Annotated in this window: 22 protein-coding genes; 9 read left to right on the top strand and 13 right to left on the bottom strand. The window is 73.9% G+C overall.

Features of this window, described 5'->3' with window-relative positions:
- On the bottom strand, positions 1-257 hold a 257-nt coding region (locus KJP73_RS10675), incomplete at its 3' end, for a hypothetical protein (RefSeq protein ID WP_213282840.1).
- Between KJP73_RS10675 and KJP73_RS10670 the strand changes: the two genes are divergently transcribed.
- Positions 241-861 carry a LiaF domain-containing protein gene (locus KJP73_RS10670; RefSeq protein WP_213282839.1) on the top strand — a complete coding sequence of 207 codons (621 nt, stop codon included), beginning with the start codon at positions 241-243 and terminating at the stop codon, positions 859-861. The two genes, KJP73_RS10675 and KJP73_RS10670, sit on opposite strands and share 17 nt — an antisense overlap.
- A complete protein-coding gene (locus KJP73_RS10665) occupies positions 861-1,478 on the top strand; it encodes a hypothetical protein (protein ID WP_213282838.1) in 618 nt (205 codons plus the stop codon). Before KJP73_RS10670 ends, KJP73_RS10665 begins: the two co-directional genes overlap by 1 nt.
- An 82-nt stretch (positions 1,479-1,560) precedes the next feature.
- Here the strand turns inward: KJP73_RS10665 and KJP73_RS10660 are convergent, their stop codons facing one another.
- Positions 1,561-2,052: an aromatic ring-opening dioxygenase LigA gene (locus KJP73_RS10660; RefSeq protein WP_213282837.1), complete on the bottom strand. Its 492-nt coding sequence runs from the start codon at positions 2,050-2,052 to the stop codon at positions 1,561-1,563.
- A 294-nt stretch (positions 2,053-2,346) separates the two neighbouring features.
- Between KJP73_RS10660 and aroD the strand changes: the two genes are divergently transcribed.
- Positions 2,347-3,135 (top strand): type I 3-dehydroquinate dehydratase, encoded by a 789-nt coding sequence (gene aroD, locus KJP73_RS10655; protein ID WP_213282836.1) that lies wholly within the window; start codon positions 2,347-2,349, stop codon positions 3,133-3,135.
- A gap of 758 nt (positions 3,136-3,893) precedes the next feature.
- On the opposite strand, the gene KJP73_RS10650 is transcribed toward aroD, so the two are convergent.
- The 4 genes from KJP73_RS10650 to KJP73_RS10635 form a co-directional block, all read right to left on the bottom strand.
- On the bottom strand, positions 3,894-4,640 hold the full coding sequence (locus KJP73_RS10650; RefSeq protein ID WP_213282835.1) for a hypothetical protein: 747 nt from the start codon (positions 4,638-4,640) through the stop codon (positions 3,894-3,896).
- 567 nt (positions 4,641-5,207) lie between these two features.
- Positions 5,208-5,729, bottom strand: a complete 522-nt coding sequence (locus tag KJP73_RS10645; protein ID WP_213282834.1) for a hypothetical protein — start codon at positions 5,727-5,729, stop codon at positions 5,208-5,210.
- A gap of 112 nt (positions 5,730-5,841) precedes the next feature.
- Positions 5,842-7,443: a glutamine-hydrolyzing GMP synthase gene (guaA, locus tag KJP73_RS10640; protein WP_249669301.1), complete on the bottom strand. Its 1,602-nt coding sequence runs from the start codon at positions 7,441-7,443 to the stop codon at positions 5,842-5,844.
- 23 nt (positions 7,444-7,466) lie between these two features.
- Positions 7,467-7,886, bottom strand: a complete 420-nt coding sequence (locus tag KJP73_RS10635) for a MerR family transcriptional regulator (RefSeq protein ID WP_249669300.1) — start codon at positions 7,884-7,886, stop codon at positions 7,467-7,469.
- Between the two features lie 209 nt (positions 7,887-8,095).
- On the opposite strand from KJP73_RS10635, the gene KJP73_RS10630 reads away from it, so the two are divergent.
- Positions 8,096-9,241 (top strand): acyltransferase family protein, encoded by a 1,146-nt coding sequence (locus KJP73_RS10630; RefSeq protein WP_213282832.1) that lies wholly within the window; start codon positions 8,096-8,098, stop codon positions 9,239-9,241.
- Positions 9,242-9,267: 26 nt separating this feature from the next.
- Here KJP73_RS10630 and KJP73_RS10625 read toward each other — a convergent pair whose 3' ends face one another.
- Both KJP73_RS10625 and KJP73_RS10620 read right to left on the bottom strand, forming a co-directional pair.
- On the bottom strand, positions 9,268-9,660 hold the full coding sequence (locus KJP73_RS10625) for a DUF3817 domain-containing protein (protein WP_213282831.1): 393 nt from the start codon (positions 9,658-9,660) through the stop codon (positions 9,268-9,270).
- Positions 9,657-10,622: an SURF1 family protein gene (locus KJP73_RS10620; RefSeq protein WP_249669299.1), complete on the bottom strand. Its 966-nt coding sequence runs from the start codon at positions 10,620-10,622 to the stop codon at positions 9,657-9,659. The genes KJP73_RS10625 and KJP73_RS10620 overlap by 4 nt, the downstream gene beginning before the upstream one ends.
- Positions 10,623-10,888: 266 nt before the next feature.
- On the opposite strand from KJP73_RS10620, the gene KJP73_RS10615 reads away from it, so the two are divergent.
- The 4 genes from KJP73_RS10615 to KJP73_RS10600 all read left to right on the top strand — a co-directional run bounded on the left by KJP73_RS10615 (position 10,889) and on the right by KJP73_RS10600 (position 18,779).
- Positions 10,889-13,375: a phosphoketolase family protein gene (locus KJP73_RS10615; RefSeq protein ID WP_213282830.1), complete on the top strand. Its 2,487-nt coding sequence runs from the start codon at positions 10,889-10,891 to the stop codon at positions 13,373-13,375.
- 216 nt (positions 13,376-13,591) lie between these two features.
- Positions 13,592-15,673, top strand: a complete 2,082-nt coding sequence (gene pta / locus KJP73_RS10610) for a phosphate acetyltransferase (RefSeq protein ID WP_213282829.1) — start codon at positions 13,592-13,594, stop codon at positions 15,671-15,673.
- Positions 15,670-16,857: an acetate/propionate family kinase gene (locus tag KJP73_RS10605; RefSeq protein ID WP_213282828.1), complete on the top strand. Its 1,188-nt coding sequence runs from the start codon at positions 15,670-15,672 to the stop codon at positions 16,855-16,857. The genes pta and KJP73_RS10605 overlap by 4 nt, the downstream gene beginning before the upstream one ends.
- A 182-nt stretch (positions 16,858-17,039) precedes the next feature.
- On the top strand, positions 17,040-18,779 hold the full coding sequence (locus KJP73_RS10600; protein WP_213282827.1) for a tetratricopeptide repeat-containing diguanylate cyclase: 1,740 nt from the start codon (positions 17,040-17,042) through the stop codon (positions 18,777-18,779).
- 24 nt (positions 18,780-18,803) lie between these two features.
- On the opposite strand, the gene KJP73_RS10595 is transcribed toward KJP73_RS10600, so the two are convergent.
- Both KJP73_RS10595 and KJP73_RS10590 read right to left on the bottom strand, forming a co-directional pair.
- Positions 18,804-20,441 (bottom strand): succinic semialdehyde dehydrogenase, encoded by a 1,638-nt coding sequence (locus tag KJP73_RS10595; protein WP_213282826.1) that lies wholly within the window; start codon positions 20,439-20,441, stop codon positions 18,804-18,806.
- A 56-nt stretch (positions 20,442-20,497) separates the two neighbouring features.
- The gene (locus tag KJP73_RS10590) at positions 20,498-20,992 is read right to left on the bottom strand and encodes a VOC family protein (protein ID WP_213282825.1); all 495 of its coding nucleotides are present in this window, start codon (positions 20,990-20,992) and stop codon (positions 20,498-20,500) included.
- Positions 20,993-21,055: 63 nt separating this feature from the next.
- Between KJP73_RS10590 and KJP73_RS10585 the strand changes: the two genes are divergently transcribed.
- Positions 21,056-21,835, top strand: coding sequence for an AraC family transcriptional regulator (locus KJP73_RS10585; protein WP_213282824.1), 780 nt, complete (start codon positions 21,056-21,058; stop codon positions 21,833-21,835).
- A 28-nt stretch (positions 21,836-21,863) separates the two neighbouring features.
- On the opposite strand, the gene ptsP is transcribed toward KJP73_RS10585, so the two are convergent.
- The 3 genes from ptsP to KJP73_RS10570 form a co-directional block, all read right to left on the bottom strand.
- Positions 21,864-23,597, bottom strand: a complete 1,734-nt coding sequence (gene ptsP, locus KJP73_RS10580; protein WP_213282823.1) for a phosphoenolpyruvate--protein phosphotransferase — start codon at positions 23,595-23,597, stop codon at positions 21,864-21,866.
- 62 nt (positions 23,598-23,659) lie between these two features.
- A complete protein-coding gene (locus KJP73_RS10575; RefSeq protein ID WP_213282822.1) occupies positions 23,660-25,198 on the bottom strand; it encodes a PTS fructose transporter subunit IIC in 1,539 nt (512 codons plus the stop codon).
- On the bottom strand, positions 25,195-25,650 hold the full coding sequence (locus KJP73_RS10570; RefSeq protein WP_213282821.1) for a PTS sugar transporter subunit IIA: 456 nt from the start codon (positions 25,648-25,650) through the stop codon (positions 25,195-25,197). Before KJP73_RS10570 ends, KJP73_RS10575 begins: the two co-directional genes overlap by 4 nt.
- Between the last annotated feature and the right edge of the window lies 1 nt (position 25,651).

Raw genomic sequence — 25,651 nt, 5'->3', positions numbered from 1 at the left:
GGCGCCACCAGCACCGAGTCGAACCGCAGCGAGCCGTTGCTGCCCGCACGCAGCCCCGTGCCGCCGTCGTCTAGCGCGCTGCGGAACGCGACCCGGAACGCCGCGGCCTGCGCCGGGTCGGCGGTGGGCGTCGTGGCGGCGGCGTCGCTGAAGTACGTGGCTGCCGCTGGTGCGCCGCGGGCGCCCCCGGGCTCCCCCCCGAAGCCCCCGCGCCGCGGACCCGGCGCCGCCCTGACGGGCGTGGTCGTCGCCGTCATCCTCCTGGGCCTCGCGGGCCTGCTGGCGGCGGACTACGCCGGCATCTACGACGGGCCGATCGCCGCTGTCGTGGTGGGTGGGGGCGTGGCCCTGGTCGGCCTCGGCATCATCGTCTCCGGCCTGCGCGGCCGCACCGCCGGCGGCCTGACCGCGCTGGCGATCATCGGCATGGTCGTCGCCGGCCCGGCCGTGGTGTTCGGCGACGAGGACCGCTGGGACTGGGACTCCAGCGACCGCCCGTTCCGCAGCTACGACACCACCGTCACCACGCGCGAGGACGCGGAGGACGGGTTCTCCTTCGGCATCGGCAACGCGGTCATCGACCTCACCGAGGTGCCGCTGACCGGCGACACGCTCGTCGTGCCGATCGACGGCGGGGTGGGCGACGTGCGGGTGATCGTCCCGGACGGCACGGCCGTCACCGCGGACGTCACCTCCGGCGCCGGCAACGTCGAGTGGCTCCTGGACGGCACGCGCCAGGTCTCCGACGGCGTCGGGCACGACCGGCGGTTCAGCAGCGAGGAGATGACGGACGGGCGGGACGCGCAGATCGCGCTGACCGTGGACGTCGGCATCGGCAGCATCACCATCGAGGAGGACTGATGACCACCACCGGACCGGACGACGGCACCGAGCCCGCCACCGAGCAGATCGAGCACACCTCCGAGCCCGGCTCGGAGCCCGCGACGGAGCGCATCGCCCGGACGCCGGACGGCGGCGAGACCGAGCGGATCGAGACGCTCGACCCGACCCGGACGTTCGAGCGGGCACCCGCGACCCCGCCCGCCACGCCCGCCGGGGGGTCGTCCGCCGCCCCGGCACCGGGGACGCCCGGCGCGAGCACCACGCCGTCGCCGAGCACCACGCCGTCGTCGGGCACAGCCCCGTTCCCGGGCACCGCCCCGTTCTCGGGCACCACCACCTCCACGAGCACAGCCCCGTTCTCGGGCACCGCCCCGACGGCCGGCGCGACGAGCACCGCGGCGACGCCCGCCCCGGCGCCGCTCCCGGAGGACCGCGGCCCGCGCTCGGCGACCGTGGTCTGGGGGCTGGTCGTCACGGTGGTCGGCGTGGGCATCCTGGCCGCGGCGGCGGGCGCGCAGATCGACGTGCAGCTCGCCCTGATCGTGCTGCTCGCCGCGGCGGGCCTGGCGCTGCTGGTGGGCTCCGTGCTCGGCGCAGCCCGCCGCAAGAACCGGGAGCACCCCGCCGGCAGCTGACCGCCGGCGAGCGCCGCACCCCGCGCACGACGAAGGGCCGGGACCCGTACGGGTCCCGGCCCTTCGTGCGGTGCGGCGGGTGTCAGGCCTTGAGGCCCGCGTCCACCGGGGCGCCCTCGCGGCTGTCCACGACCGTGGCGACCTTGCGGCCGGCCAGGGCGAACAGCGCGTAGCCGATCAGGATGAACATGACGCCGAGGCCCATGACCAGGGCGGCAACGCCGAACGCGACGACCGAGGTGAACAGCGAGCCGCGCAGGAAGGACGCGTTCATCGCGACCTCGCGCAGCGGGTCGTCCTGCTCGAGCTCGGCGTAGGTCTTGCCGTCGGTGGCCTCGAGGGCGTGGTGCTCGATGATGTCCGCCTGGGCGAAGGCCGTCCAGGGGCTCGTCACGGCCTGGCCGCCGAAGTTCGCGGCGTCCTCCGAGACGGTGATGTTCTGGTCGGCGAGCTTGCTGGAGACCATGCCCCAGGTGATGCCGCCCGCGATGATGAGGACGATGCCGGCGATCGCCGAGATGATGCCGATGACGCGAGCAGCCTTCGAGCCGCCCGTCGCTGCCACGGTAGACATGTGGTGTTCCCTTCAGATACCCCCGTTGCGGAACGACCGTCGGTCGGTCCGGTGGAACCTGTGAGCCCCACGAGGAAAAGCCTGCTCCCCCCTGCGGCCGCGAGGTGGGACGTAAGTCATGCGCCCGCCGCAGATCGGCTTCGTGACGCCATGCACAAAGTCGATTTTCCCGCCGATCAGGCCTTTCGTCCCACGAGGTGACGCCCGTTCAGCCTAGGACATAGGTCCTGGTCGCGGACCGCAAGGCCCCGTCCCGGCGGGTCCGCTAGCCTCGGCGCCGAGCCAGGAGGACCCATGACGCCGACCCCCACCGACCCCGCCGACGCACCGCGGCGCGCGCCGGTCACCGTCCGCGGCACCACGATCGGTGCGGGGCGCCCCGCCGTCATCGTGCCGCTCACGGGGCGCACCCCGGCCGCGCTGCTCGACCAGGCGCACGCCGTCGTCGCCGCCGCGCCGGACGTCGTCGAGTGGCGCGTGGACCTGCTCGCGGACGCGACCACGGCCGAGGCGGTCGAGGCCGGCCGGGCACTCGTCGCCGCCCTCGACGGGCTCCCCCTGCTCGTCACCGTGCGCACCGCCGCCGAGGGGGGCGGCGGCGACCCGGACGGCACCGCCTACGAGTCGCTGCTGGTGGCGCTGCTCGACGCGGGGCTCGCCGACCTGCTCGACGTCGAGGTCGCCCGGGAACCCGCCGCCCGGCTCGTCGCCGCCGCGCACGCCGCGGGCGTCCCGGTCGTGGGGTCCAGCCACGACTTCGCCGCCACCCCGCCGCACGACGCGATCGTCGACCGCCTGCTGGGCATGGCCGACCTCGGGGCCGACGTCCTCAAGGTCGCCGTGACGCCGCACGACCCGGGCGACGTCCTGACGCTGCTGTCCGCCACCTGGGCGACCGCGCAGCGCACCGGCCGGCCGCTCATCACCATGGCGATGGGCGGGCTCGGCGTGGCGTCGCGGATCGCCGGCGGGACGTTCGGGTCGGCGGCGACCTTCGGCACCGTCGGGGAGGCGTCCGCGCCCGGGCAGGTCGAGCTCGGCGCGCTCCGGGCGGCGCTCGCGCTGGTGCACCCCGCCGGCTGACACCGGTCCGGACGAGCACCCACCGACGACGACGGCCCAGCACCCCGCAGGGCACCGGGCCGTGGCCTCACCGCGCGGCTCGCGCCGGCGTCACTCCAGAGAGTTGGAGACTCCCGCTGGGTTCGTCAGGACTCGCGCACTACTCCGCACTGCCGCTTGGGACGAGCCCGGCGCTGGCACAGGGTTTCATGATCCAGCGGCGACCCATGGTGGGCTCCGATACGAGATCTGCCCCAGCGGATCGGCTGGCACGTCGACGTGGACCACCAGCGCATCTGGCGACTCGCGGACGCGGACCCGGCCCCCGGCACTCCATCCACCACCCTCAGCCTCGGCGTGGACCTGGGGGTCCCTGACCACGACGATCGACCGCGACACCGTCGGAACGGAGCAGTGGGGCGATGCCGCCGCATGCGTGTACTCGCGGACGGACTTCGCGGGGGCGCAACGAATCGTCGGCAACGCCGGAGCCCGTTACCGCCCCGACCTGGGTCGTGCGCGTTGACACCGCCGTCGACGTCACCCAGGTCCAGGCGACGCGCGTCGCCGCGCTGCGCCACCGCGTCTACAAACGCGGCCGTACCTACCAGGTCAAACGTCCCCGGTCTGCGGTTCATCCCGCCTTGCCAGCACATCGCCCTGGACACCTTTCGGGCGCACCGACCGCCTGCGTCGCCGCTTGGTCGGTGTCGCTGCCGGACGCCACAACGAGCCTGATGCTGCCGGCCGCGTCGTGGCCCGTGCCGAGGGAGAGTGACCTAGCCGTTTTCGTCGCTGTCGTGCTCTGGCTCACCCGGGTTAGCCGTCGCTAGTCGTGCTGCCCCACCGTCTGCGCCCAGTTCGGCTCGGACGGCCCGAATCAGCGCCTTCCGCGCCTTCCGGGCCTTGCGCAGCGAGGTCTTGGCAACGCTCTTCCATAGGAAGGGCTCCTCCCCCCGGGTGGCGCGGTCACTAGCCTCGACGACCTCATCTAGGGCCTGGCTGGTGTACCTCGACACTCTATGCGAGAGGTTTGCGATCTCGGCGCTGCCGATGGCTCGGACGATGGGGTGCAGGGACGCGCTCGACTCGCGGGCGGCGTTCCATTGCCCCAACTGTTCGTCGGCGGCATCCCGGCTAGCGGGCTTGTACCCCTGGCCGGGCTTCGCCACATCGCGAAGAAACCAACCCATGTGGTCGGCCGCATCGACTGCATTAGTGGCAGCACGGATGACGCCGAAGTAAGCCTCCGCTCGGGTGTCGCGCCGCCAGCGTCGGTCGTCGTGTTCTATCTGGTGCTCGTGCCTACGATCCTCGGCGGCGATGGCGGCTCTCGCGCGCGCGTCCTCGGCGTCGATCGCTGTCCGAGCGCGCTTGTCCTCGGCCTTGAGCGTCGTTGAGGAGGAGTGAAGCGACGACCAGACCACGCCGCCAAGCGCAAGTAGAGCCACAGCGAAGGGGGCAAGGGAGGTAAGCCAAGTCCACGCGCCCCCGCTCCCGCCCACCTGATCGACGTACATATACACCGTCGGGATGGGACTGGGGGTGGGTGCCTGAACGAACCACATGATCCGCGACGCTAGCGGTTGCGTCGACCATCGACCTGAGCCGAGAGAGTGAACTCGCCGCTGAGGGCGGGTCGTCATCCCGGCACCGAGTGCGTCATCGCCCGACCCGAACCGTAAATGGCACATCCACTTCCACGAGCGGATCGGCCCCGTGCCCGTGGGCCCGCCCGTGAGCCGGAGCCCGCGCCGGAGCCCAACCTGACCCGACCCGACCCGACCCGACCCACGGAGGATCCCGGCGAGTGACGCAGACGTCGCGACGCCGGCAGTCGTGGCGGCTTGGCTCGATGAACTCAGGTCAGACGTGCACGGCCAGCGGTCGAGCTTGAGCAACGCCAGAACTGAAACGTGTCTCGTGGCGAGTGGGTCAGCGCAACACCCACGTGGACAGCAAGTTCGGCGGCCACGGGCGCGAGATCGCACAACTGCACTAGGACATCAACAACCGCCGCGCACCATGGTGGAGCGTGGCGTCCCTGCTGGTTGCGGGACTCGCCCTGGCGCGGGCAGTTCTCGCACCCGTGCTCAACCCTCAGTGAATGCCCGCAGGCCGACCGTCTCTCGGATGGCGTTGCTAACGGCGTGTCCGGCGACGCCAAGCTGGCGAGCGGAGCCCAGGGCGCTGCCCCACTCCTTGACGGAGACCGCTCGCCCAACTTCGCTGGCCACGACACCGAAGTACACGACCGGCGTGACGACTTCCTCCGCACCGAACAAGACCAGGATGCGCGACTGGTGCTGCCACTCGTTCATCGCGTCCCGAAACTCGCCCCGGTAGTCATCGAGCGGTTTGGCCCAGGGCTTGTCCTCCAGGGCGTTCACGATCCCGGTCACGACGATGCTCAGTTTCCGGCACGCGAGATGCGTCTCCAGGTACAAGTCCCTGACATAGATCGCGTGCTCCTGGGCGCGCTCACGCTTGCCCCTGTATTGCTCAGTGATTAGAGCCGCACCGGCCGCGATGAGACCACCGAGGAGAGCTGACAGCAGGTTCCAGATCGGGGACGACTGGCTCCAGAAGGTGGTCTCCGTCGCGGCGCTCAGCATGCGTGGGACGCTACCGCGAGGTCACCCGCACAGGTGTGGACTCACCATCTGCGCTGGCTCCGGGCCCGGTAGATCCAACCCGGGGCCAGCGACCCAGGTCAGAAGACTCGTCTCACTCCCACTCGATGGTGCCCGGCGGCTTGCTTGTCACGTCGAGCACCACGCGGTTCACCTCGGGCACCTCGTTCGTGATGCGCGTCGAGATCGTCGCCAGCACGTCGTACGGCAGGCGGGTCCAGTCGGCGGTCATCGCGTCCTCGGAGGACACCGGGCGCAGGACGACCGGGTGCCCGTAGGTCCGGCCGTCGCCCTGCACGCCGACGGACCGGACGTCCGCCAGCAGCACCACGGGGCACTGCCAGATCTCGCGGTCCAGCCCGGCGCGGGTCAGCTCGTCGCGGGCGATCAGGTCCGCTGCGCGCAGGATGTCGAGGCGCTCCTGCGTGACCTCGCCGATGATGCGGATGCCGAGCCCGGGCCCGGGGAACGGCTGGCGCCAGACGATGCCCTCCGGCACGCCGAGCTCCAGGCCGACGGCGCGGACCTCGTCCTTGAATAGGGTCCGCAGCGGCTCGACCAGCTCGAACTGCAGGTCGTCCGGCAGGCCACCGACGTTGTGGTGGCTCTTGATGTTCGCCGCGCCCTCGCCGCCGCCGGACTCGACGACGTCCGGGTACAGCGTGCCCTGCACGAGGAACTTGACCTCCTCGCCGTGGGCGCCGGCCTCCTCGACGACCTCGCGCGCGGCGGCCTCGAACACGCGGATGAACTCGCGGCCGATGATCTTGCGCTTGGTCTCGGGGTCGGTGTGCCCGGCGAGCGCCTGCAGGAACTGCTCGCGGGCGTCGACGATCTTGAGGTTGACGCCGGTCGAGGCGACGAAGTCCTTCTCGACCTGCTCGGCCTCGCCGGTGCGCAGCAGCCCGTGGTCGACGAAGACGCAGGTCAGCTGGTCGCCGACGGCCTTCTGCACGAGCGCCGCCGCGACGGAGGAGTCCACGCCGCCGGACAGGCCGCAGATCACGCGGGCGTCGCCGACCTGGGCGCGGATCCGCTCGACCTGGTCGGCGATCACGTTGCCCGGGTTCCACTCGGGCGCCAGTCCGGCGCCCTCGTACAGGAAGTGCTCGAGGGTGCGCTGGCCGAGCGGCGAGTGCTTCACCTCGGGGTGCCACTGCACGCCGAACAGGCGGCGGGCGCGGTCCTCGAACGCCGCGACCGGGGAGCCGGCCGACGTCGCGAGGACCTCGAAGCCCTCGGGGGCGGCGTGCACGGCGTCGCCGTGGCTCATCCAGACGGTCTGCTGCTCGGGGCTGTCGGCGAGCACGGTGCCGGTGGTGACGACCTCGACCGGGGTGCCGCCGTACTCGCGGTTCCCGGTCTGCGCGACGGTGCCGCCGAGCGCCTTGGCCATCGCCTGGAACCCGTAGCAGATGCCGAGCACCGGGACGCCGGCCTCGAACAGGGCCGGGTCGACGAACGGGGCGCCCTCGGCGTACACGGACGAGGGCCCGCCGGACAGGATGATCGCCGAGGGGTCCTTGGCGAGCAGGTCCGCGACGGTGGCGGTGTGCGGGACGATCTCGGAGTAGACGTTCGCCTCCCGCACGCGGCGCGCGATCAGCTGCGCGTACTGCGCGCCGAAGTCGACGACCAGCACGGGGCGGGGCGGGGCGGACGGAGGCGGCGCGGGGACAGCGGAGGCGTCGGTCACGGCTCCAGGGTAGTGCGCGCGCGTCAGGAGCCGGAGCGCTCGCCGATCCGGCGCTGGCGGCTGATCTCCTTGCGGAGGCTCTCGTGGAAGTCCTCCGCCACGGCGAGCTGCTCGCGCAGCGCGCGGGACCGTTCCTCCGCCGCGAGCCGGTACATGCCGAGGCGCTCGAGCAGGGCGTCGTGCTCCTCGGCGCTGATCCCGGGCTCGTTGAGGCGGTCGAGGACCCCCAGCAGGTCACCCATCTCGTCGAGGGAGAAGTCGAGCGGCTTCATGCGCTTGATCAGCTCCAACCGTGCGATGTCGGGCTCGGTGTAGAGGCGGAAGCCGCCGTGGGTGCGGGCCGAGGGCTGCACGAGGCCGACCTCGCCGTAGTAGCGGATGGTGCGCAGGGACAGGCCGGTGCGCTCCGCGACCTCCCCGATCTGCATGTGGTGCAGGGACACGGGCGACACCTCCTTCCGGTCGGCGCGGCACAGCATAGCGAGGCGCGCACCCGCTGACCTGGGTCGTCGCGCCGCGGCGCCCGCTGAGGCGCCCGCCACCCTCCTGTGACGTCAGCGTCGGCCGGGGGATGTGCAGATCCCGTGCCCGTCCGCACCTCACCCGCCTGCATCGTTCCCAAACCTCGCATACCGGACATATCTTCCGTTACGTGAGGGATGACGCACGGAGGACGCCGGGCGAGGCCGCGACACGCGCGGTCGTCTCCGGCGCGTCGGCAGCCGTGCACCCCCGCACGAGCAGCCCGGACCGTCCCGCGCGGCTCCCCGGCCTCGACGCGCTCCGCGGGTTCGCGGTGGGCCTCGTGCTGCTCAACCACGCCGCCCCCGACGTGTTCGGTGCCGCCGGCGTCATCGGCGTGACGATGTTCTTCGCGCTGTCGGGCTGGCTCATCACGGGCGTGCTGATGCGGGACCTGGACCGGCACGGCCGGGTCCGGTTCGGCCGGTTCTACGCCGCCCGGGCGCTGCGGCTGTTCCCGCCGCTGCTGCTCGTGCTGGCCGGCTACGTCGTCGTCGAGGGCGTCCTGGACCACCTGGGCGAGGCCCGCCTGGTCCCCGCGTCGGTGGTGGCCGCGCTGACCTACACGATGAACGTCCCCGGCCTGCCGCACGGCAGCGAGTCGCTCTACCACTTCTGGACGCTCGCGACGGAGGAGCAGTTCTACCTGGTGTGGCCGCTGGTGCTCGCGTGGGGCTGGCGGCGCGGGCTGCTGCGGGTCGCGCTGGCCGTGTGCGTCGCGGGGTCGCTCGCCGCGTGCATCGTGTCCCTGCTCGTCGTGGCACCCGACACCGCCCGGGTCTACGCGCTCCCGACCTCGTGGGGCGCCGCGCTGCTCATCGGCTGCGCGGCGTACCTGGGCCGCGGCGAGCTGCTGCACCTGCTGCCGTCCGCCCCGCGGGCCCGGCGCGCGACCCTCCTGGCCGTCGTGGGGGCGCTGGCCGCCGGCACGCTGCTCACCGGGGTCGCGCAGCACACGTCCTGGTACGTGGTCGGGGTGCCGGCCGTGGCGGTCGCGACGGTGGTGCTCATCTCCTCCGCGAGCCGGTGGCCCCGCCTGCCGAGCCCGCTGCTGCGGCCCGCGGTCGCCCTGGGCACCGTGTCGTACGCGGCGTACCTGTGGAACGCGGCGATCGCGCGCTGGCTGCACCACCCCGACGACCTCGCCGGGGCGGCGGCGACCGTCGTGCTCACGCTGGTCGCCGCGACGGCGAGCTGGTGGCTGGTGGAGCGGCCGGTCGCGCGGTGGCGGGCGCGGCGCGCCGAGGCGGCCCGGACGGCCGCGACCGTCCCCTGACGCGGCCGGACGGTGCCCGGCGCGGCTCAGCTCGCGGGCGTGCCGTCGATCCGCGCGACCGCGTCCGCGTGCACCCGGCGCTCGAGGATGAACGACATGACGGGGACGACGCCCGCGAGCGCCATGGTCACCAGCCGGCCGAGCGACCAGCGCATGGCGGACCACAGCTGCACGACCGTGACCAGGTACACGACGTAGATCCAGCCGTGCACGATGGCGACCCAGGTGCCGATCACCGGCTTCGGCTCGCCGGTCAGCTCGTAGCCGTTCGCGTGGAAGACGTACTTGAGCACCATCTCCAGGCACAGCACCAGCAGCATCGTGCCGGTGATCCACGCCATCACCCGGTAGCGGCCGAGCCGGGCCCGGGCGCCCTCCAGCACGGGTGCGGGGGCGGGCGAGGCGGTGGGCTCGGTCATCGGGGGTCCTCTCGGGTGCTGGTGCTGGTGCTGCCGACCGATTGTCCCGCAGCCGCGGGGGTGGCCGGCGCCGCCGGGGTGGCCGGCGCCTCCGGGGCGGCCGGCGCCTCCGGTGCCGCCACGGCATCGAACGCGCCGGACTCGCGGAGCACCTCGTCCTTGAGCAGCCGGACCCACAGGAAGACCGCGAACCCGCCGAACACGAACCACTGCGCCGCGTAGCCCAGGTTCTGGATGTTCAGCCCGGTCCCGGACCGGGTGGGCGGGGGCAGCAGCTCGATGCCGGGGTCCTGGGCGGGGTCGGCGCCGGTCAGCACCGCGTACCCCGTCCAGATCGGCCCGCCCCACTCGCCGAGCAGCTCGGCGGACGAGATGGAGTCGGTGGTGCCGGCGGGCAGGCTGCCGTGCGCCGCCCCGGAGTCCTCGGACGCCTGCAGGTACCCGGTGACGGTGACCGGACCGGCGGGCACCTCGAGCAGCGCCGCGTCCGGGTCGCCGTCCGGCACCCAGCCGCGCACGACCGGCAGCACCGCGCCGTCCGCCGCCGGGTCGTCCGACGTCACCCGCAGCGGGGTCAGCACCAGGTGGCCGGTGCGGTCGCCGAGCGCGCGGCCCGCGACGAGCAGCTGCCCCTCGGCCTCGTACTCCCCCGTCGCCTCCACGCGCCGGCCCACGAGGGCCCCGTCGAACGTGGACTGCGGCGCCAGGACCTGCTCGATCGGGACCGGCTCCTGCGCCTCGATCTCCGCCAGCCGGGCGGCCTGCGCGGACGCACCCCGGACCTCGGCGCGCTCCAGCTGCCACGCGCCCAGCCGTCCGCACACCGCGGCGGCGGCCAGCAGCACGACGAGGAGCGCGACCATCCGCGGCGTCCGCGCGACGCGCCACAGCGACACGCGCGGCGCGTGCGGCACGCCCGGCGCGTCGGGCGCGTGCGGGTCGGCGGGCGGGTCCTGGGGCACCGCAGCACGGTACCCGCCGCACCTGGGCGCGCCCGCGTGCGGCCCCCGCCTCCCCCGCAGAACCCGAGGTCGCACGCCCGCGGGCAGGTGCAGGGCCTCACCCGATGGGGTTGGATGGTTGACGGCTGCCTCGCAGCTGCGGGGCGGGCTAGGTCGGACGTCCCGGATCGCGGCGCGACGCGCCGCAAGGCTGGGGTCGTCCGGGCGGGGCGTGCTCGACCGGGCCCACGGTCATCCGTGGTGGATGTGCGACAACGGGGAGAGACATGACTACGACGACGTCGCAGCTCGCCACGTGGCGGACCGGCTCCGGCCAGCCCGTCACGGACGAGACGCTCCGACGCATCGACGCCTGGTGGCGGGCGGCGAACTACCTGTCGGTGGGGCAGATCTACCTGCTCGACAACCCGCTGCTGCGGGAGCCGCTGACGCGGGACCACGTGAAGCCGCGGCTGCTGGGCCACTGGGGCACGACCCCGGGCCTGAACTTCCTGTACGCCCACCTGAACCGCGTGATCGCGGAGCGGGAGCAGTCGACCCTGTACGTCACCGGCCCCGGTCACGGCGGCCCGGGCCTCGTCGCGAGCGCGTACCTGGACGGCACGTACTCCGAGGTCTACTCCGACATCACGCCGGACGCCGAGGGCGTGCAGCGCCTGTTCCGGCAGTTCTCGTTCCCGGGCGGCATCCCGAGCCACGTGGCCCCGGAGACCCCCGGCTCGATCCACGAGGGCGGCGAGCTCGGCTACGCCCTGTCCCACGCGTACGGCGCGGCGTTCGACAACCCGGACCTGCTGGTCGCGGCGGTCGTCGGCGACGGCGAGGCCGAGACCGGCCCCCTGGCGACGTCGTGGCACTCCAACAAGTTCGTCGACCCGGCGAAGGACGGCGTGGTCCTGCCGATCCTGCACCTCAACGGGTACAAGATCGCGAACCCGACGGTGCTGGCGCGCATCCCCGAGGAGGAGCTCCTCGACCTCATGCGCGGGTACGGGCACAAGCCGCACATGTTCGTGGGCGGGTTCGACGGCGAGGACCACGCGGCGGTGCACGCGCGCTTCGCGGAGCTGCTCGACGTGGTGCTCGACGAGATCGCCGAGATCAAGGCCCGCGCGGCCGCCGGCGACGAGTCCCGCCCGGCGTGGCCGATGATCGTCTTCAAGACGCCCAAGGGCTGGACCTGCCCGCCGGTCATCGACGGCAAGCAGGTCGAGGACTCCTGGCGCTCGCACCAGGTGCCGCTCGCCAGCGCCCGCGACACCGACGAGCACCTCAAGGTGCTCGAGGGCTGGCTGCAGTCGTACCGCCCGGAGGAGCTGTTCGACGAGAACGGCTCGGTGCGCGAGGACATCCTCGCGCTCGCACCCGAGGGCACCCTGCGGATGAGCGACAACCCGCACGCCAACGGCGGGCTGCTGCTCAAGGACCTGCGCCTGCCGGACTTCCGCGACTTCGCGGTCGACGTCCCGGTGCCGGGCGGCTCGATCTCGGAGGCCACGCGCCAGCTCGGCGTGTACCTGACCGAGGTCATCCGCCGGAACCCGGACAACTTCCGGATCTTCGGCCCGGACGAGACCGCGTCCAACCGCCTGCAGGCGGTGTTCGACGTGACGGACAAGCAGTGGAACGCCGAGTACCTGCCGACCGACGTCGACGACCACCTGGCCCGCGCGGGCCGCGTGATGGAGATGTTGTCGGAGCACCAGTGCCAGGGCTGGCTCGAGGGCTACCTGCTCACCGGGCGCCACGGCCTGATCACCTCGTACGAGGCGTTCATCCACATCGTCGACTCGATGTTCAACCAGCACGCGAAGTGGCTCAAGGTCACGAACCACATCCCGTGGCGCCGGCCGATCGCGTCGCTGAACTACCTGCTGTCCAGCCACGTGTGGCGCCAGGACCACAACGGGTTCAGCCACCAGGACCCGGGCTTCATCGACCACGTGGTCAACAAGAAGGCCGAGATCGTCCGGGTGTACCTGCCGCCGGACGCGAACACCCTGCTGTCGACGTACGACCACTGCCTGCGCAGCCGGCAGTACGTCAACGTCGTGGTGTCCGGCAAGCAGCCCGCGCCGAACTTCCTCACGATGGACGAGGCGGTGGCGCACTGCACCCGCGGCCTCGGCATCTGGGAGTGGGCCGGCACCGAGGTCGAGGGCGAGGACCCCGACGTCGTCCTGGGCTGCGCGGGCGACGTCCCGACGCTCGAGGTGCTGGCCGCGGCCGACATCCTCAAGCGCGAGCTGCCGGACCTCAAGGTGCGCGTGGTCAACGTCGTGGACCTCATGCGCCTGCAGGACGAGCGCGAGCACCCGCACGGCCTGTCAGACCGCGACTTCAACACGCTGTTCACGACGGACAAGCCGATCGTGTTCGCGTACCACGGCTACCCGTGGCTGATCCACCGCCTGACGTACCGCCGCAAGGGGCACAAGAACATCCACGTGCGGGGGTACAAGGAGGAGGGCACGACCACCACGCCGTTCGACATGGTCATGCTCAACGACCTCGACCGGTACCACCTGGTGATCGACGTCATCGACCAGACGCCCTCGCTCGGCTCCAAGTACGCCGGGCTCCGCCAGCGGATGGTCGACGCCCGGCTGAAGGCGCACAACTACACCCGCAAGCACGGGGAGGACATCCCCGAGGTGCGCGACTGGGTGTGGCCCGACGCCGGCGAGACGGGCACCGAGGTCGGCGGCCCGCAGCAGAACGCCACCGCCGCCACCGGCGGTGACAACGAGTAGCGAGTCCCTCGCGGCCGATGGCCCGCACCGCGCGCGGTGCGGGCCATCGGTCTTCTAGGACCTTGGTCACGACGGAGGGCGCCGACACGGCCCGCGGAGCTCCTTGGTGGCCACCGTCACCCGCCCGTCCGCACCCCTCGGCACCGGACGTCCGGCAGAATTCATCCCACCACCTGACACACCCGGTCATCTCTCGACGAGGAAGAAGCCCCACCCGTGGCCCGCAGCATCTACGTCACGTCCCCCGAGGGGGACACCGGCAAGTCGACCGTCGCGCTCGGTCTGGTCGACCTGCTGACCCGCACCGTGCAGAGGGTCGGCGTGTACCGGCCGATCGCCCGGTCGACCGAGACCCGCGACTACGTGCTGGAGCTGCTGCTCGCCCACGACGGCGTCGACCTGTCCTACGAGGACTGCATCGGCACCTCGTACGAGGCCGTGCACGCCGACCCCGAGGCCGCGCTCGCCACGATCGTGCAGCGCTACCACGCGGTGGCCCGCGACTGCGACGTCGTGGTCATCGTCGGCACCGACTACACCGACATCGCCGGCCCGGCCGAGCTGGGGTTCAACGCCCGGATCGCCGCGAACCTCGGCGCCCCGGTGCTGCTGTGCGTCAAGGGCCAGGGCCGCACCCCGGAGGAGGTCCGGCAGGTCGCCGAGGTGGCCGCGTCCGAGCTCGAGGCGGGGCACGCGCAGGTCGTCGCCATCGTCGCGAACCGCTGCGACCCGGCCGCGGTCGACGCGGTGCGCGCCGAGCTGTCCACCCGCGCGACCGCCTGGGCGCTGCCGGAGGAGCCGTTCCTCGTGGCGCCGACCGTGCGGCAGCTCATGGAGTCCGTCGACGGCACCCTGGTCGGCGGCGACGAGCAGCTCCTGTCCCGCGAGGCCACCGAGGTCCTGGTCGGCGCGATGTCGATCGAGCACCTGCTGGAGCGGCTGTCGGACGGCGTCGTGGTGATCGTCCCGGGCGACCGCTCGGACATCCTGCTCGGCCTGCTCATGGCCCACACCGCCGACGGCTTCCCGTCGCTGTCCGGCATCATCCTCAACGGCGGCTTCTACCCGCCGGCCATCGTGGAGCGCCTGGTCGACGGCCTCGGCAGCCGGCTCCCGCTGATCCGCACCGACCTGGGCACCTTCCGGTCGGCCAGCGCGGCGGCGAGCACCCGCGGCCGCCTGTCGGCCGACTCCCAGCGCAAGGTCGACACCGCGCTGGCCCTGTTCGAGAAGCACACCGACGCCGAGGAGGCGCTGGCCGCGCTCGAGGTGCCGGTGCCCGAGGTCGTCACGCCGCTCATGTTCGAGTACGGCCTGCTGGACCGCGCGCGGTCCGACCGGAAGCACATCGTGCTGCCGGAGGGCTCCGACGACCGGATCCTGCGGGCCGCGTCCACGCTGCTGCAGCGCCAGGTCGCCGACCTGACCCTGCTCGGCGACGAGACGTCGATCCGCGCCCGCGCCACCGAGCTGGGCCTCGACCTGAGCGCCGCGCGGGTCATCGACCCGAAGTCGGGCGAGCTGCTGGAGCGGTTCGCCGAGCACTACACCGAGCTCCGCAAGCACAAGGGCATGACGGTCGAGCGGGCGCGGGAGATCGTGTCCTCCGTGTCGTACTTCGGCACGATGATGGTCCAGCTCGGTCTCGCGGACGGCATGGTGTCGGGCGCGGCCCACACCACGGCGCACACCATCAAGCCGTCGTTCGAGATCATCAAGACCGTGCCGGGCACCTCCGTCGTGTCCAGCGTGTTCCTCATGTGCCTCGAGGACCGCGTGCTGGTCTACGGCGACTGCGCCGTCAACCCCGACCCGACGGCCGAGCAGCTGGCGGACATCGCGATCTCCTCGGCCGCCACGGCCGCGCAGTTCGGCATCGAGCCGCGGATCGCCATGCTGTCCTACTCGACCGGCGCGTCCGGCTCCGGCGCGGACGTCGACAAGGTCCGCACCGCCACCGAGCTCGTCCGCGAGCGCCGCCCCGACCTCAACGTCGAGGGGCCGATCCAGTACGACGCCGCCGTGGACGCCTCGGTCGCGAAGACCAAGATGCCCGAGTCGGACGTCGCGGGCCGTGCGACCGTGTTCGTGTTCCCCGACCTGAACACCGGCAACAACACCTACAAGGCCGTGCAGCGCTCCGCCGGCGCGGTGGCCGTCGGCCCCGTGCTGCAGGGCCTGCGCAAGCCCGTCAACGACCTGTCCCGCGGTGCCCTCGTGCAGGACATCGTCAACACCGTCGCCATCACGGCGATCCAGGCCCAGGCCCTGGGCTCGACCTCGGAAGGCTCGCTGTGAACCACGTCCTCGTCATCAACTCCGGCTCCTCGTCGATCAAGTACCAGCTCGTCGACGTGACCAGCGGCGACGCGCTCGCCAGCGGCATCGTCGAGCGCATCGGCCTCGAGGTCGGCAAGGTCAAGCACGAGGGCCCGTCGGGCGAGACGGTCCTCGAGCAGGCGGTGCCGGACCACGAGACCGGCATGCGCCTGGTCCTCGACCTGTTCGAGCAGCAGGGCCCGCAGCTGCGCGAGGCCGACCTCACCGCCGTGGGCCACCGCATCGTCCAGGGCGGCGACGTCTTCGACGGCCCGGCCGTCATCGACGACGAGGTGCTCGCCCAGATCGACGCCCTGTCCCCACTGGCGCCGCTGCACAACCCGGCGAACGTCGCCGGGGTGAAGGCCGCCCGGCACGCGTTCCCGAACGTCCCGCACGTCGCGGTGTTCGACACGGCGTTCCACCGCACGATGCCGCCGGCCGCGTACACCTACGCGATCGACCGCGAGGTCGCGGCGCAGTACAAGATCCGCCGCTACGGCGCGCACGGCACCTCGCACCTGTACGTCTCCCGGGCGACCGCCGAGTTCCTGGGCAAGGACGTCTCCGAGCTGAACACGATCGTGCTGCACCTCGGGAACGGCGCGTCGGCGTCGGCCGTCCGCGGCGGCGAGTGCATCGACACCTCCATGGGCCTGACCCCGCTGGAGGGCCTGGTCATGGGCACCCGGTCCGGTGACATCGACCCGGCGGTGCTGTTCCACCTCGCGCGGGTCGGCGGCTACACGATCGACCAGCTCGACGAGCTGCTCAACCGGAAGTCCGGGATGCTCGGCCTGTCGGGCTACACCGACATGCGCGACGTGCACGACGCCGCGGCGAACGGCGACGAGAACGTCCGGACCGCGCTGGACGTCTACTACCACCGGATCAAGGGCTACGTCGGCAAGTACTACGCCGAGCTCGGCCACGTGGACGTCATCACGTTCACCGCCGGCATCGGCGAGAACGACGACATCGTCCGCCTGAACGCGCTGCAGGGCCTGGAGCGCCTGGGCATCCAGGTCGACCCCGAGCGCAACGCCGGCCGCAAGAAGCAGCCGACGGTCATCTCCCCCGACGGCGCCGAGGTCACCGTGCTGGTGATCCCGACCAACGAGGAGCTCGAGATCGCCCGGCAGTCGGTCGCCACGATCGCCTGACCACCCGGTCGGTCCACCGCTCAGGAGGGCCCGCACCCGTCGCCGGGTGCGGGCCCTCCTGCCGTCCCCGCGCGCTTCCCTGTCCTGTCACGGTCCCACCGCTCGGACGTCATCCGTCCGCGCTGCGGACTTCACCCGATCGATGCCTACAGCAACCCTGGCGACGACCCGATACGGCTCTCATGACGACTGCCCGAGCGGCGCAGGGGGACCCCCGGTCCTCGTGGCGCTCGGAGCTCGACCGGATCGACCGGTTGTGCGACGCCGCGCCTGCGCTGTGCGTCGCCGCCCTGCCCGACCTGCTGGACCGGGCTCGGGCGGAGCACGCCGTGCCGGTGGAGATCGAGCTCGAGTACAACGGCGGCTGGGCGCACCACCTCCTGGGTGATGACGCGCTGGCACTCGCCGCGATGGAGCGCGCCCTCGAGCTGAGCACCACCCACGGCCTGCGCCCGTGGGAGGGGCGACTCCTGCAGGGCCTCGCGGCCGTCTACAACGGGTTCGGGGACAACGTGTCGGCCCTGGAGCTGCTCGACCGGTCGCTCGCGATCCGCCGCGAGCTCGACGACACCGAGGGCCTGGCCGCGGCGCTGAACAACCTCGCCGACACGTACATCTCGATGAACCGGTTCCCGGAGAAGGCCCGGGAGCTGCTGGACGAGGCCGCGCGGCTCTGGCCGGCGCTGGACCGCCCGGACGGCACCTGCGCGACCCTGTCGGGCCTGGCGAAGCTCGACACGGACGAGAGCGAGGCCCTCGCGGCGTCCGACCCGGTCCGGTCCCGGGCGCTGGCCGACCGGGCGGTGTCGCTCGCGACCCAGGGGCTGGAGGCCGCGCACGGCGTCCCGGACGCCGACGGCGGCAACACCGGGAACCCGCGCATGGCCGCGGAGGCGCGGGTCCGGCTCGCGCGCGCGTACATGGCCCGCGGGGACCTGGACCTGGCCTCGGCCGCCCTGCGGGAGGTCGCGGTCGCGCTCCCCCGGGTCGCCGCGCGCTACCTCACGATCCGCTACCACGCCGCGCACGGGCGCCTGCTGCGGCTGCGCCGCGACTACGCGGGCGCGCGCGCCACCCTGTCCGCCGGCCTGCTGCTGACCGAGCAGTCGCTGCGGCCGATGGAGCGCGCCGACGTGCTGCTCGAGCTGGTGCAGGTGCACGAGGACGCCGGCGACCTGCGGGCCGCCCTCGAGACCCACCGCCGGTACCACGAGGCCGTCATGCTGCAGCGCGACCAGGCCGCCGAGCGCCGCGGCATCGTCGTGAACGCCCAGCTCGACGTCGAGCGCGTCCGGCAGGCCCGCGACCAGGCCCGCAAGCGCGCGTCCGAGCTCGCCGCCCTCAACGAGACGCTGCAGCACGACGCGGCGCACGACCCGCTGACCGGCCTGCTGAACCGGCGCGGGCTGGACGCCATCCTCGCCGCGCGCCTGGGGCAGGAGACCGACCTGGCCTACGTGGTCGCCGACCTCGACCTGTTCAAGTCGGTCAACGACCAGCACTCCCATCCCGTCGGCGACGAGGTGCTGCGCCGGGTCGCCCAGATCATGACCGCGGCGGTGCGGGTCGGGGACGTCGTCGCCCGGGTCGGCGGCGAGGAGTTCACGCTCGTCCTGCTCGACTCGCCGCGGGAGCAGGCGGCCGCGGTGTGCGAGCGGATCCGGAGCGTCATCGCCGGCTACGCCTGGCACGAGCTGTCGCCCGACCTGCGGGTGACCATGAGCCTCGGCGGCGCGATGGCCCTGCCGGGCGAGGCCGCGCACACCCTCGCCGCGCGCGCCGACGCCGCGCTGTACCGCGCGAAGCGGCAGGGCAGGAACCGGGTGCAGTTCGAGGCCGGCGACGCGGCCGCCGCGCCGTCGGCGCCCTCGGCACCCGGGACGCCCGCGCCGGGGACCCCCGTGGCGGCGCCGGCGCGCTGAGGCGGGCGGTTCCGAGGCGGCTGCTCAGCGCAGGCGCACCCGCCGCGCCGCGTGCAGCACGCCCGCGGCCGTCGCGGTCCACCGCTCCGGCTCCGCGCCGAGCAGACGCCCGACGCCCAGCGGCGGCACGACGGTCCTGCCGGCGACCCGGACCCCGTGCGCCAGCCGCTGCACCGCCACCGTCCGGGTCGTGGTCATGGCCAGCAGGCCCTCGCGGCCGTGCCGGTGCCCCCAGCCCGACGCGCCGGTCCCGCCCTGCGGCGCCGCGACCGACGCCCACGTGGCGGCGTACCCCTCGTTGACGTTCACCGTGCCGGCGCGCACCCGCGCCGCGATCGCCGCCCCCCGCCGCGACGAGCGGGTCCACACCGACGCGTTCAGCCCGTAGACCGAGTCGTTCACGGCCGCCACGGCCTCGTCGTCCGACGCCACCCGGGACAGGGCCACCACGGGGCCGAACGTCTCCTCCCGGAGCGCCCGCGCGTGCTCCCCCACCCCCTCCAGCACCGTGGGCTCGTAGACGTACGGCCCGATGTCCGTGCGGTGCACCGCGCCCGCGAGCACCCGCGCACCGCCGGACAGGGCGTCCTCGACGTGCTCGACCACGCGGGCCAGCTGCTCGGCGGACGTGAGCGACCCGACGTCCGCCCGGTAGTCCAGCCCCGTGCCGACGCGCAGCGCCCGGGTGCGGCGGGCGAACGCCGCGGTGAACGCGTCCGCCACGGCCTCGTGCACGTACACGCGCTCCACCGACACGCACAGCTGGCCGGTCCCGCCGAAGCACGCACGCACGGCACCCTCGGCCGCCACCTCCACGTCCACGTCGTCGGCGACGTACAGCGCGTTCTTCCCGCCGAGCTCCAGGGTGCTCGGCACCAGCCGCTCCCCCGCGCGCGCGGCGACCGCACGGCCGGTCTCGGTCGACCCCGTGAACACGAGGCGGTCGACGTGGTCCACGACGGCGGCGCCGACGGTCGGCCCGTCACCGAGCACCACCTGCACCAGCCCGGGCGGCATGCCCGCGTCCTCCAGCAGCTCCACCGCCCACAGCGCGGTCAGCGGCGTCTGCGGGTCCGGCCGCAGCAGCACGGCGTCACCGGCCGCGAGCGCCGGGAGCACGTCACCGAGCGTGAGGCTCAGCGGGTAGTTCCACGGCGCGACCACGCCGACGACGCCGGCAGGGTCGTGCCGCACCCGCACGGACGTCAGCCCCGGCACCACCCCGGCACGCCGCTCCGGCGCGAGGTAGCGGGGCGCGCGGACCCCGAGGTGCCGGGCGAGCAGCGCGACGTCGACGACCTCCTCGAACGCCGCGGCGCGCGCCTTCCCCGTCTCGAGCTGCACCAGGTCCAGCACGTCGGTCTGCCGGTGCAGCAGCAGGTCGTGCACCCGCAGCAGCAGCGCGGCGCGCCGCCGGACGGGTGTCGCGGCCCACAGGTGCTGCGCCGCCCGCGCCCGCCGGGCCGCCCGGGCGACGTCCTCGGGCGTCGACTGCGCCAGCGACGCGAGCGGGGCACCGGTCCACGGTGCGTGGTGCGTGCGCGTGCCCGCACCGGGCGAGGACACCACCCGGGAGGCGAGCGTGCGCAGGTCGTCGGGCTCCAGCACGAAGGTGGCGAGCGGGTCGGTCTCCGGGTCCAGCACGCCGTGGTCGGGCACCATGCGGCCAGGCTACGGCGCGCGTCCTCCGGGCGCCCCGGCGGCACGCGCGGGCCGGCTCAGCCCTGCTCCGCCGCCCACCGGGCCACGCGCCGGGCGCTCTCCTCGGGCGACAGGTCCTCCACCCGCGTCATCACGGTCCAGCGCACGCCGAACGGGTCCAGCACCGAGCCGAAGCGATCGCCCGACACGAACGTCGTCGACGCCTCCCGCAGGGTCGCCCCGGCGGCGACCGCCCGCTCCACCACGGCGTCCACGTCCGGCACGTGCAGCGCCAGGGAGTAGGTCGCGGCGGCGGGGTCGGGCGCGACGATCCCGTACGCCGGCATCGGGTCGCTCACGGTGAACCGGCCGTTCCCGAGGTCGAGAGACGCCTCCCCGACGACGTCGCCCATCCGCGTCACGTCCAGCACCCGCGCGCCGAACGCCCGCTCGTAGAATTCCAGGGCCGCGGTCGCCGGGGAGACGACGAGGTGCGGCGTGAGGGACGTGACGCCGTGCGGCACGCCGTCGGTGGTGTGGGTGCCCGTGGCGGGCGCGGTGCTGTCGGTCACGCGTCCACCGTCCCGCGCCGGGCGGCACGGGTCTTGTACGAACGGGACAGGGGACGGGGCGACGTGGTCGGGTCGGCGGGGCACCTCAACCCGGGCGACGCCGAGGTCGCGTTCGACCGGTTCGGCCTCGACGGCCTCCACGACCTGGTGCGGCACGTCTGGGTGGCCCGCTGGGACGTCCCCGCTGGCGACACCCGGCCGCAGCGCGTCCTGACCTACCCGACCGGCAACGTCGTGCTCCAGCCCGGGCGCGCGGAGCTGCACGGGCCGGACCGCGTGCTCGCCGTGCAGGAGCTCACCGGGCGGTCGTGGGTGGTCGGCGTGCTGCTGCGGCCCGCCGCGACCCGGCTGCTCACCACCACCGACGCGGTGCGGCTCGCCGGGCGGCACGAGCCGCTGCCGTCCGCCCCGCTCGCCGAGGTCACGGCGGCGATGGCGGCGCCCGGCGCCCCGCGGGCCGTCGCCCCCGTGCTCGACGACTGGCTGCGCCCCGTGGCGCCGCGGGTCGACGACGCGGGCCGGCTCGCGAACGAGGCCTGCCGGGTCGCCGAGGAGCACGCCGACGTGCTGCGCGTCTCGCAGCTCGCCGACGCGCTCGGCGTGACGGTGCGGACGCTCAGCCGGGTGGTCCGCCAGCACACCGGCGTGACGCCCAAGTGGCTCATCGAGTGCCGGCGGCTGCAGACGGCCGCGACCACGCTGTACGCCGACCCGCGCACCGACCTCGCGGCGCTCGCCGCCGACCTCGGGTACACCGACCAGGCGCACTTCACGCGCCGCTACCGCCGGGTGATCGGCGAGACCCCGGACAGCACCCGCCGCCGCTCGCCCGCACGCGTCTGACCACGCGCGCCGCTCGCACGCGCGCCCCTCACACCCCCAGCGTCGCCCGCGCCTCCGCGTCGAGCAGCGCCGCGACCGCCGCCCGGCCGGTCGCCGGGTCCACCGCCCCCAGCGCAGCGTCGGCCATCGCGTGGCACTGCTCGAGGGTGTGCTGCCGGAGCGCGAACCGGACGGCCGGCAGGGCGGCGGGCGACATGGACAGGCTCGTCACGCCCAGCCCGGTGAGCACCAGGGCCATCAGCGGGTCGGACGCCGACTCGCCGCAGACGCCCACCGGCCGGCCGTGCTCGGCGCCCGCGCGGGCGGTGGCGGCGACGAGCTCCAGCACGGCGGGCTGCCAGGGGTCGAGCAGGTCCACGAGCTCGCCGCGGAGCCGGTCGGCCGCCATCGTGTACTGCGCGAGGTCGTTCGTGCCGAGCGAGACGAAGTCCACCTCGTCGAGCACGGCGCCCGCCCGCAGCGCGGCGGCGGGGACCTCGACCATCACGCCGGCGGTGCGGATCCCGGCGGCCCGGGCCGCCTCCGCGAACGCGCGGCCTTCCGCGGGGGTGGCGATCATCGGGGCCATCACCCACGGCTCGGTGCCGGTCTCCTGGCCCGCGCGGGCGAGCGCGGTGAGCTGGTCGGTCAGCAGGTCGGGCGCCGACCGGACGAGGCGGTAGCCGCGCACCCCGAGCGCGGGGTTCTCCTCCGCCGTGAGGTTGGCGAAGGCCAGCGGCTTGTCGGCGCCCGCGTCGAGCGTCCGGACCACCACCTTGCGGTCCGGGCCGAGCGCCCGCAGCACCCGGGCGTACGCCGTGGCCTGCTCGTCGACGGTCGGCGCCTGCTGGCGGCCGAGGAACAGCACCTCGGTGCGGAACAGCCCCACGCCCTCGACGGCCGCGTCGGCCAGCCGCTCGGCGTCCTCCGCGGTGCCGATGTTCGCCAGCAGGGCCACGCGGTGCCCGTCGGCGGTGGCCCCGGGCGCGGTGTCGGACTCCAGCGCCAGCTCGGCGGCGGCGCGGGTCTCCAGCGCGGACCGCAGCGCCTGGTCGGGCTCGACCGTGACGGTGCCGGCCGCGGCGTCGACCGCGACCTGCACGCCGTCCTCGAGCTCCCCCGCACCGGTCACCCGCACGACGCACGGGATGCCGTTCTGGCCCGCGATGATCGCGGTGTGCCCGGTGGGGCCGCCCTCCTCGGTGACCAGGGCCAGCACCCGGGCCAGGTCGAGGGCGGCGGTGTCGGCGGGCGCGAGGTCCCGCGCGACGACGACGGACGGCTCGCGCAGCTCCGGGACGCCCGGGGCCGGCAGCCCCGCGAGCCGCGCGACGACCCGGTCCCGCACGCTGCGCAGGTCGGTGACCCGCTCGGCCAGGTACCCGCCCGCCTGCTCGAACATCGCCGCGAACGTCCCGACCACCGCGTCGATCGCCGCGACGGCCGGCTCGCCGCCGCGCACGCGGGCCAGCACCTGGTCCTGCAGCGCCGGGTCGTCGGCCATCATCGCGGTCGCGCCGAGCACCTCGGCGACCGTCCCGGTGGACCGGTCGGCCTGGTCGCGCAGCCCGGCGGCGACCGCGGCGAACGCCGCCGTCACCGCGTCCGGCACGTCGTCGGCCGGGACGGGGAGCCCGTCCCGCACGACCGGGGCGTCCCCGGGGACGGCGGGCGCGGGCTGCACCCGCACCACCGGCCCGACGGCGGCGCGCCGGCCGACCCCCGCCCCGTGGAGCACCGTGCCGGCTGCGGCCTGTCGGGTGGTCTCGGCTCGTGTCGTCATCGGAAGAGCGTTCCTCTGCGAAGTGGGGCGGGAGTGGGTCGGAGGTCCCGGCGTCGCGTGGCTCAGGCGACGGCGGGCTGGGCGGCCGGCGTCGCGGCGGCGTCGGCGGCGCGCTCGGCCTGCACGAGCGGGTTCGGCTTGAGGCCCTTGAGCACGACGACGATCCCGGCCGTGACCACCGTGCCCACGGCCACCGCCAGCAGGAAGCCCAGCGGGTTCGAGATCAGCGGCAGCACCCAGACGCCGCCGTGCGGCGCGCGCAGGCCGGAGCCGACGGCCATGGTGAGCGCCCCCGTCACGCTGGAGCCCACGAGGGAGGACACGATGACGCGCCACGGGTCGGCCGCCCCGAACGGGATGGCGCCCTCGGAGATGAACGACAGCCCCAGGAGCACCGCCGCCTTGCCGTTCTCCTGCTCGGCGTGCGTGAACAGCTGCTTGCGGACGAAGGTCGCCAGCGCCATCCCCAGCGGCGCGACCATGCCCGCGGCCATCACCGCCGCCATGATCCGGTACTGCACCGCGTCGGTGGCCAGGCCCTCGGTCGCGAGGCCCGTGACGGCGAACGTGTAGGCGACCTTGTTGATCGGGCCGCCGAGGTCGAAGCCCATCATCGCGCCGAGCAGCGCACCCATGAGGATGAGGTTCGAGCCGGAGAGGCCGTTCAGCCAGCTCGTCAGCCCGTCCATCAGGTTCGCGATCGGCCGCCCGATCACGACGAACATGAGGAACCCGGTGACCAGCGACGACAGCAGCGGGGTGACCACGACCGGCATCACGCCGCGCACGCCCTTCGGGACCCGCCACCGGCTGATCCACAGGGCCAGGAACCCGGCGACGAAGCCGGTGACCAGGCCGCCGAGGAACCCCGCGCCGACGAGCACGGAGATCGAGCCGCCGACGAACCCGGGCACCAGGCCGGGCCGGTCGGCGATGCCGTAGGCGATGAACCCGGACAGCACCGGCACCAGGAACGCGAACGCGGCCCCGCCGGTCTGGTACAGCAGCACCGCCCAGTCCTGGCCGGAGGCGATGCTGAAGCTGGAGATGAGGTCCTCGACGGGGACCTGCGTGACCTGGACCGCACCGGTCTCGCCCCACGCCGCCTGCGCGATCATGAAGCCGAGCGCGATGAGGATCCCGCCCGCGGCGACGAACGGGATCATGTACGACACGCCCGTCATCAGCCACTGGCGCACCCGGGTGCCGACCCCGGCGCCGGCGTCCGCCCGCGTCGCGGGAGCGCCCGCGGCCGCCGCGGGTGCGGCCGACGCCGCGGTGGGCTCCGCCGGGCCCTGCTCGACGGCGGCGACGGCCTGCGCGAGCACGCCCGTGGGGTCGTGCACCGCCTTCTTGACGCCGACGTCGACGAACGGCTTGCCTGCGAACCGCTCGCGGTGCTGCACCTCGAGGTCCGCGGCGTAGATGACGCCGTCGGCCGCGGCGATGATCGCGGGGTCCAGCGGGGTCGACCCGGCGGCGCCCTGCGTCTCGACGTGCACCTCGTGCCCGGCGGCCTTGCCCGCCTGCTCGAGGGCCTCCGCGGCCATGTACGTGTGGGCGATCCCCGTGGGGCACGAGGAGACGGCGACGAACTTCATGACGGGACCACCTCTCGCGTGACGATCTCCGCCACCGTCGCGGCGTCGGGGGCGTCGAGCAGCGACCGCCGGAACGACTCGTGAACGAGGCGGCGGGCCAGGGCGGCCAGGATCTGCAGGTGGTCGGCGTCGCCGCCCGCGGGGGCCGCGATGAGGAACACCAGCGTGGCGGGGCCGTCCGGGGCGCCCCAGTCGACCGGGTCGTGCAGCTTGCCGACGGCGAGGCTCGGCGCGGTGACGTGCTCCGAGCGGGCGTGCGGCAGCCCGACGCCGCCGGGCATGCCGGTGGCCATCTGCGCCTCGCGGGCGCGCACGTCGGCGTGGAACCCGTCGGCGTCGGTGACGCGGCCGGCGGCCGCCAGCAGGGCGATGAGCTGACGCGTGGCGTCGTCGCGGTCGCGGGCGACCAGGTCGACGCCGACGAGGTCGGCGGAGGTGAGCGGCTGGCTCATG

This window comes from Cellulomonas hominis (assembly GCF_901521055.1).
Lineage (GTDB): Bacteria > Actinomycetota > Actinomycetes > Actinomycetales > Cellulomonadaceae > Cellulomonas > Cellulomonas endometrii.
Note: the sequence above shows the minus strand (reverse complement) of the source record. Positions and strands in the feature narration are given on the sequence as shown.

Coding starts and splice junctions, on each gene's coding strand:
- KJP73_RS10665 (WP_213282838.1), top strand. CDS start 861: ATGACCACCACCGGACCGGACGACGGCACCGAGCCCGCCACCGAGCAG.
- KJP73_RS10660 (WP_213282837.1), bottom strand. CDS start 2,052: ATGTCTACCGTGGCAGCGACGGGCGGCTCGAAGGCTGCTCGCGTCATC.
- aroD (WP_213282836.1), top strand. CDS start 2,347: ATGACGCCGACCCCCACCGACCCCGCCGACGCACCGCGGCGCGCGCCG.
- KJP73_RS10645 (WP_213282834.1), bottom strand. CDS start 5,729: ATGCTGAGCGCCGCGACGGAGACCACCTTCTGGAGCCAGTCGTCCCCG.
- KJP73_RS10625 (WP_213282831.1), bottom strand. CDS start 9,660: ATGACCGAGCCCACCGCCTCGCCCGCCCCCGCACCCGTGCTGGAGGGC.
- KJP73_RS10615 (WP_213282830.1), top strand. CDS start 10,889: ATGACTACGACGACGTCGCAGCTCGCCACGTGGCGGACCGGCTCCGGC.
- KJP73_RS10600 (WP_213282827.1), top strand. CDS start 17,040: ATGACGACTGCCCGAGCGGCGCAGGGGGACCCCCGGTCCTCGTGGCGC.
- KJP73_RS10595 (WP_213282826.1), bottom strand. CDS start 20,441: ATGGTGCCCGACCACGGCGTGCTGGACCCGGAGACCGACCCGCTCGCC.
- ptsP (WP_213282823.1), bottom strand. CDS start 23,597: ATGACGACACGAGCCGAGACCACCCGACAGGCCGCAGCCGGCACGGTG.
- KJP73_RS10575 (WP_213282822.1), bottom strand. CDS start 25,198: ATGAAGTTCGTCGCCGTCTCCTCGTGCCCCACGGGGATCGCCCACACG.
- KJP73_RS10570 (WP_213282821.1), bottom strand. CDS start 25,650: ATGAGCCAGCCGCTCACCTCCGCCGACCTCGTCGGCGTCGACCTGGTC.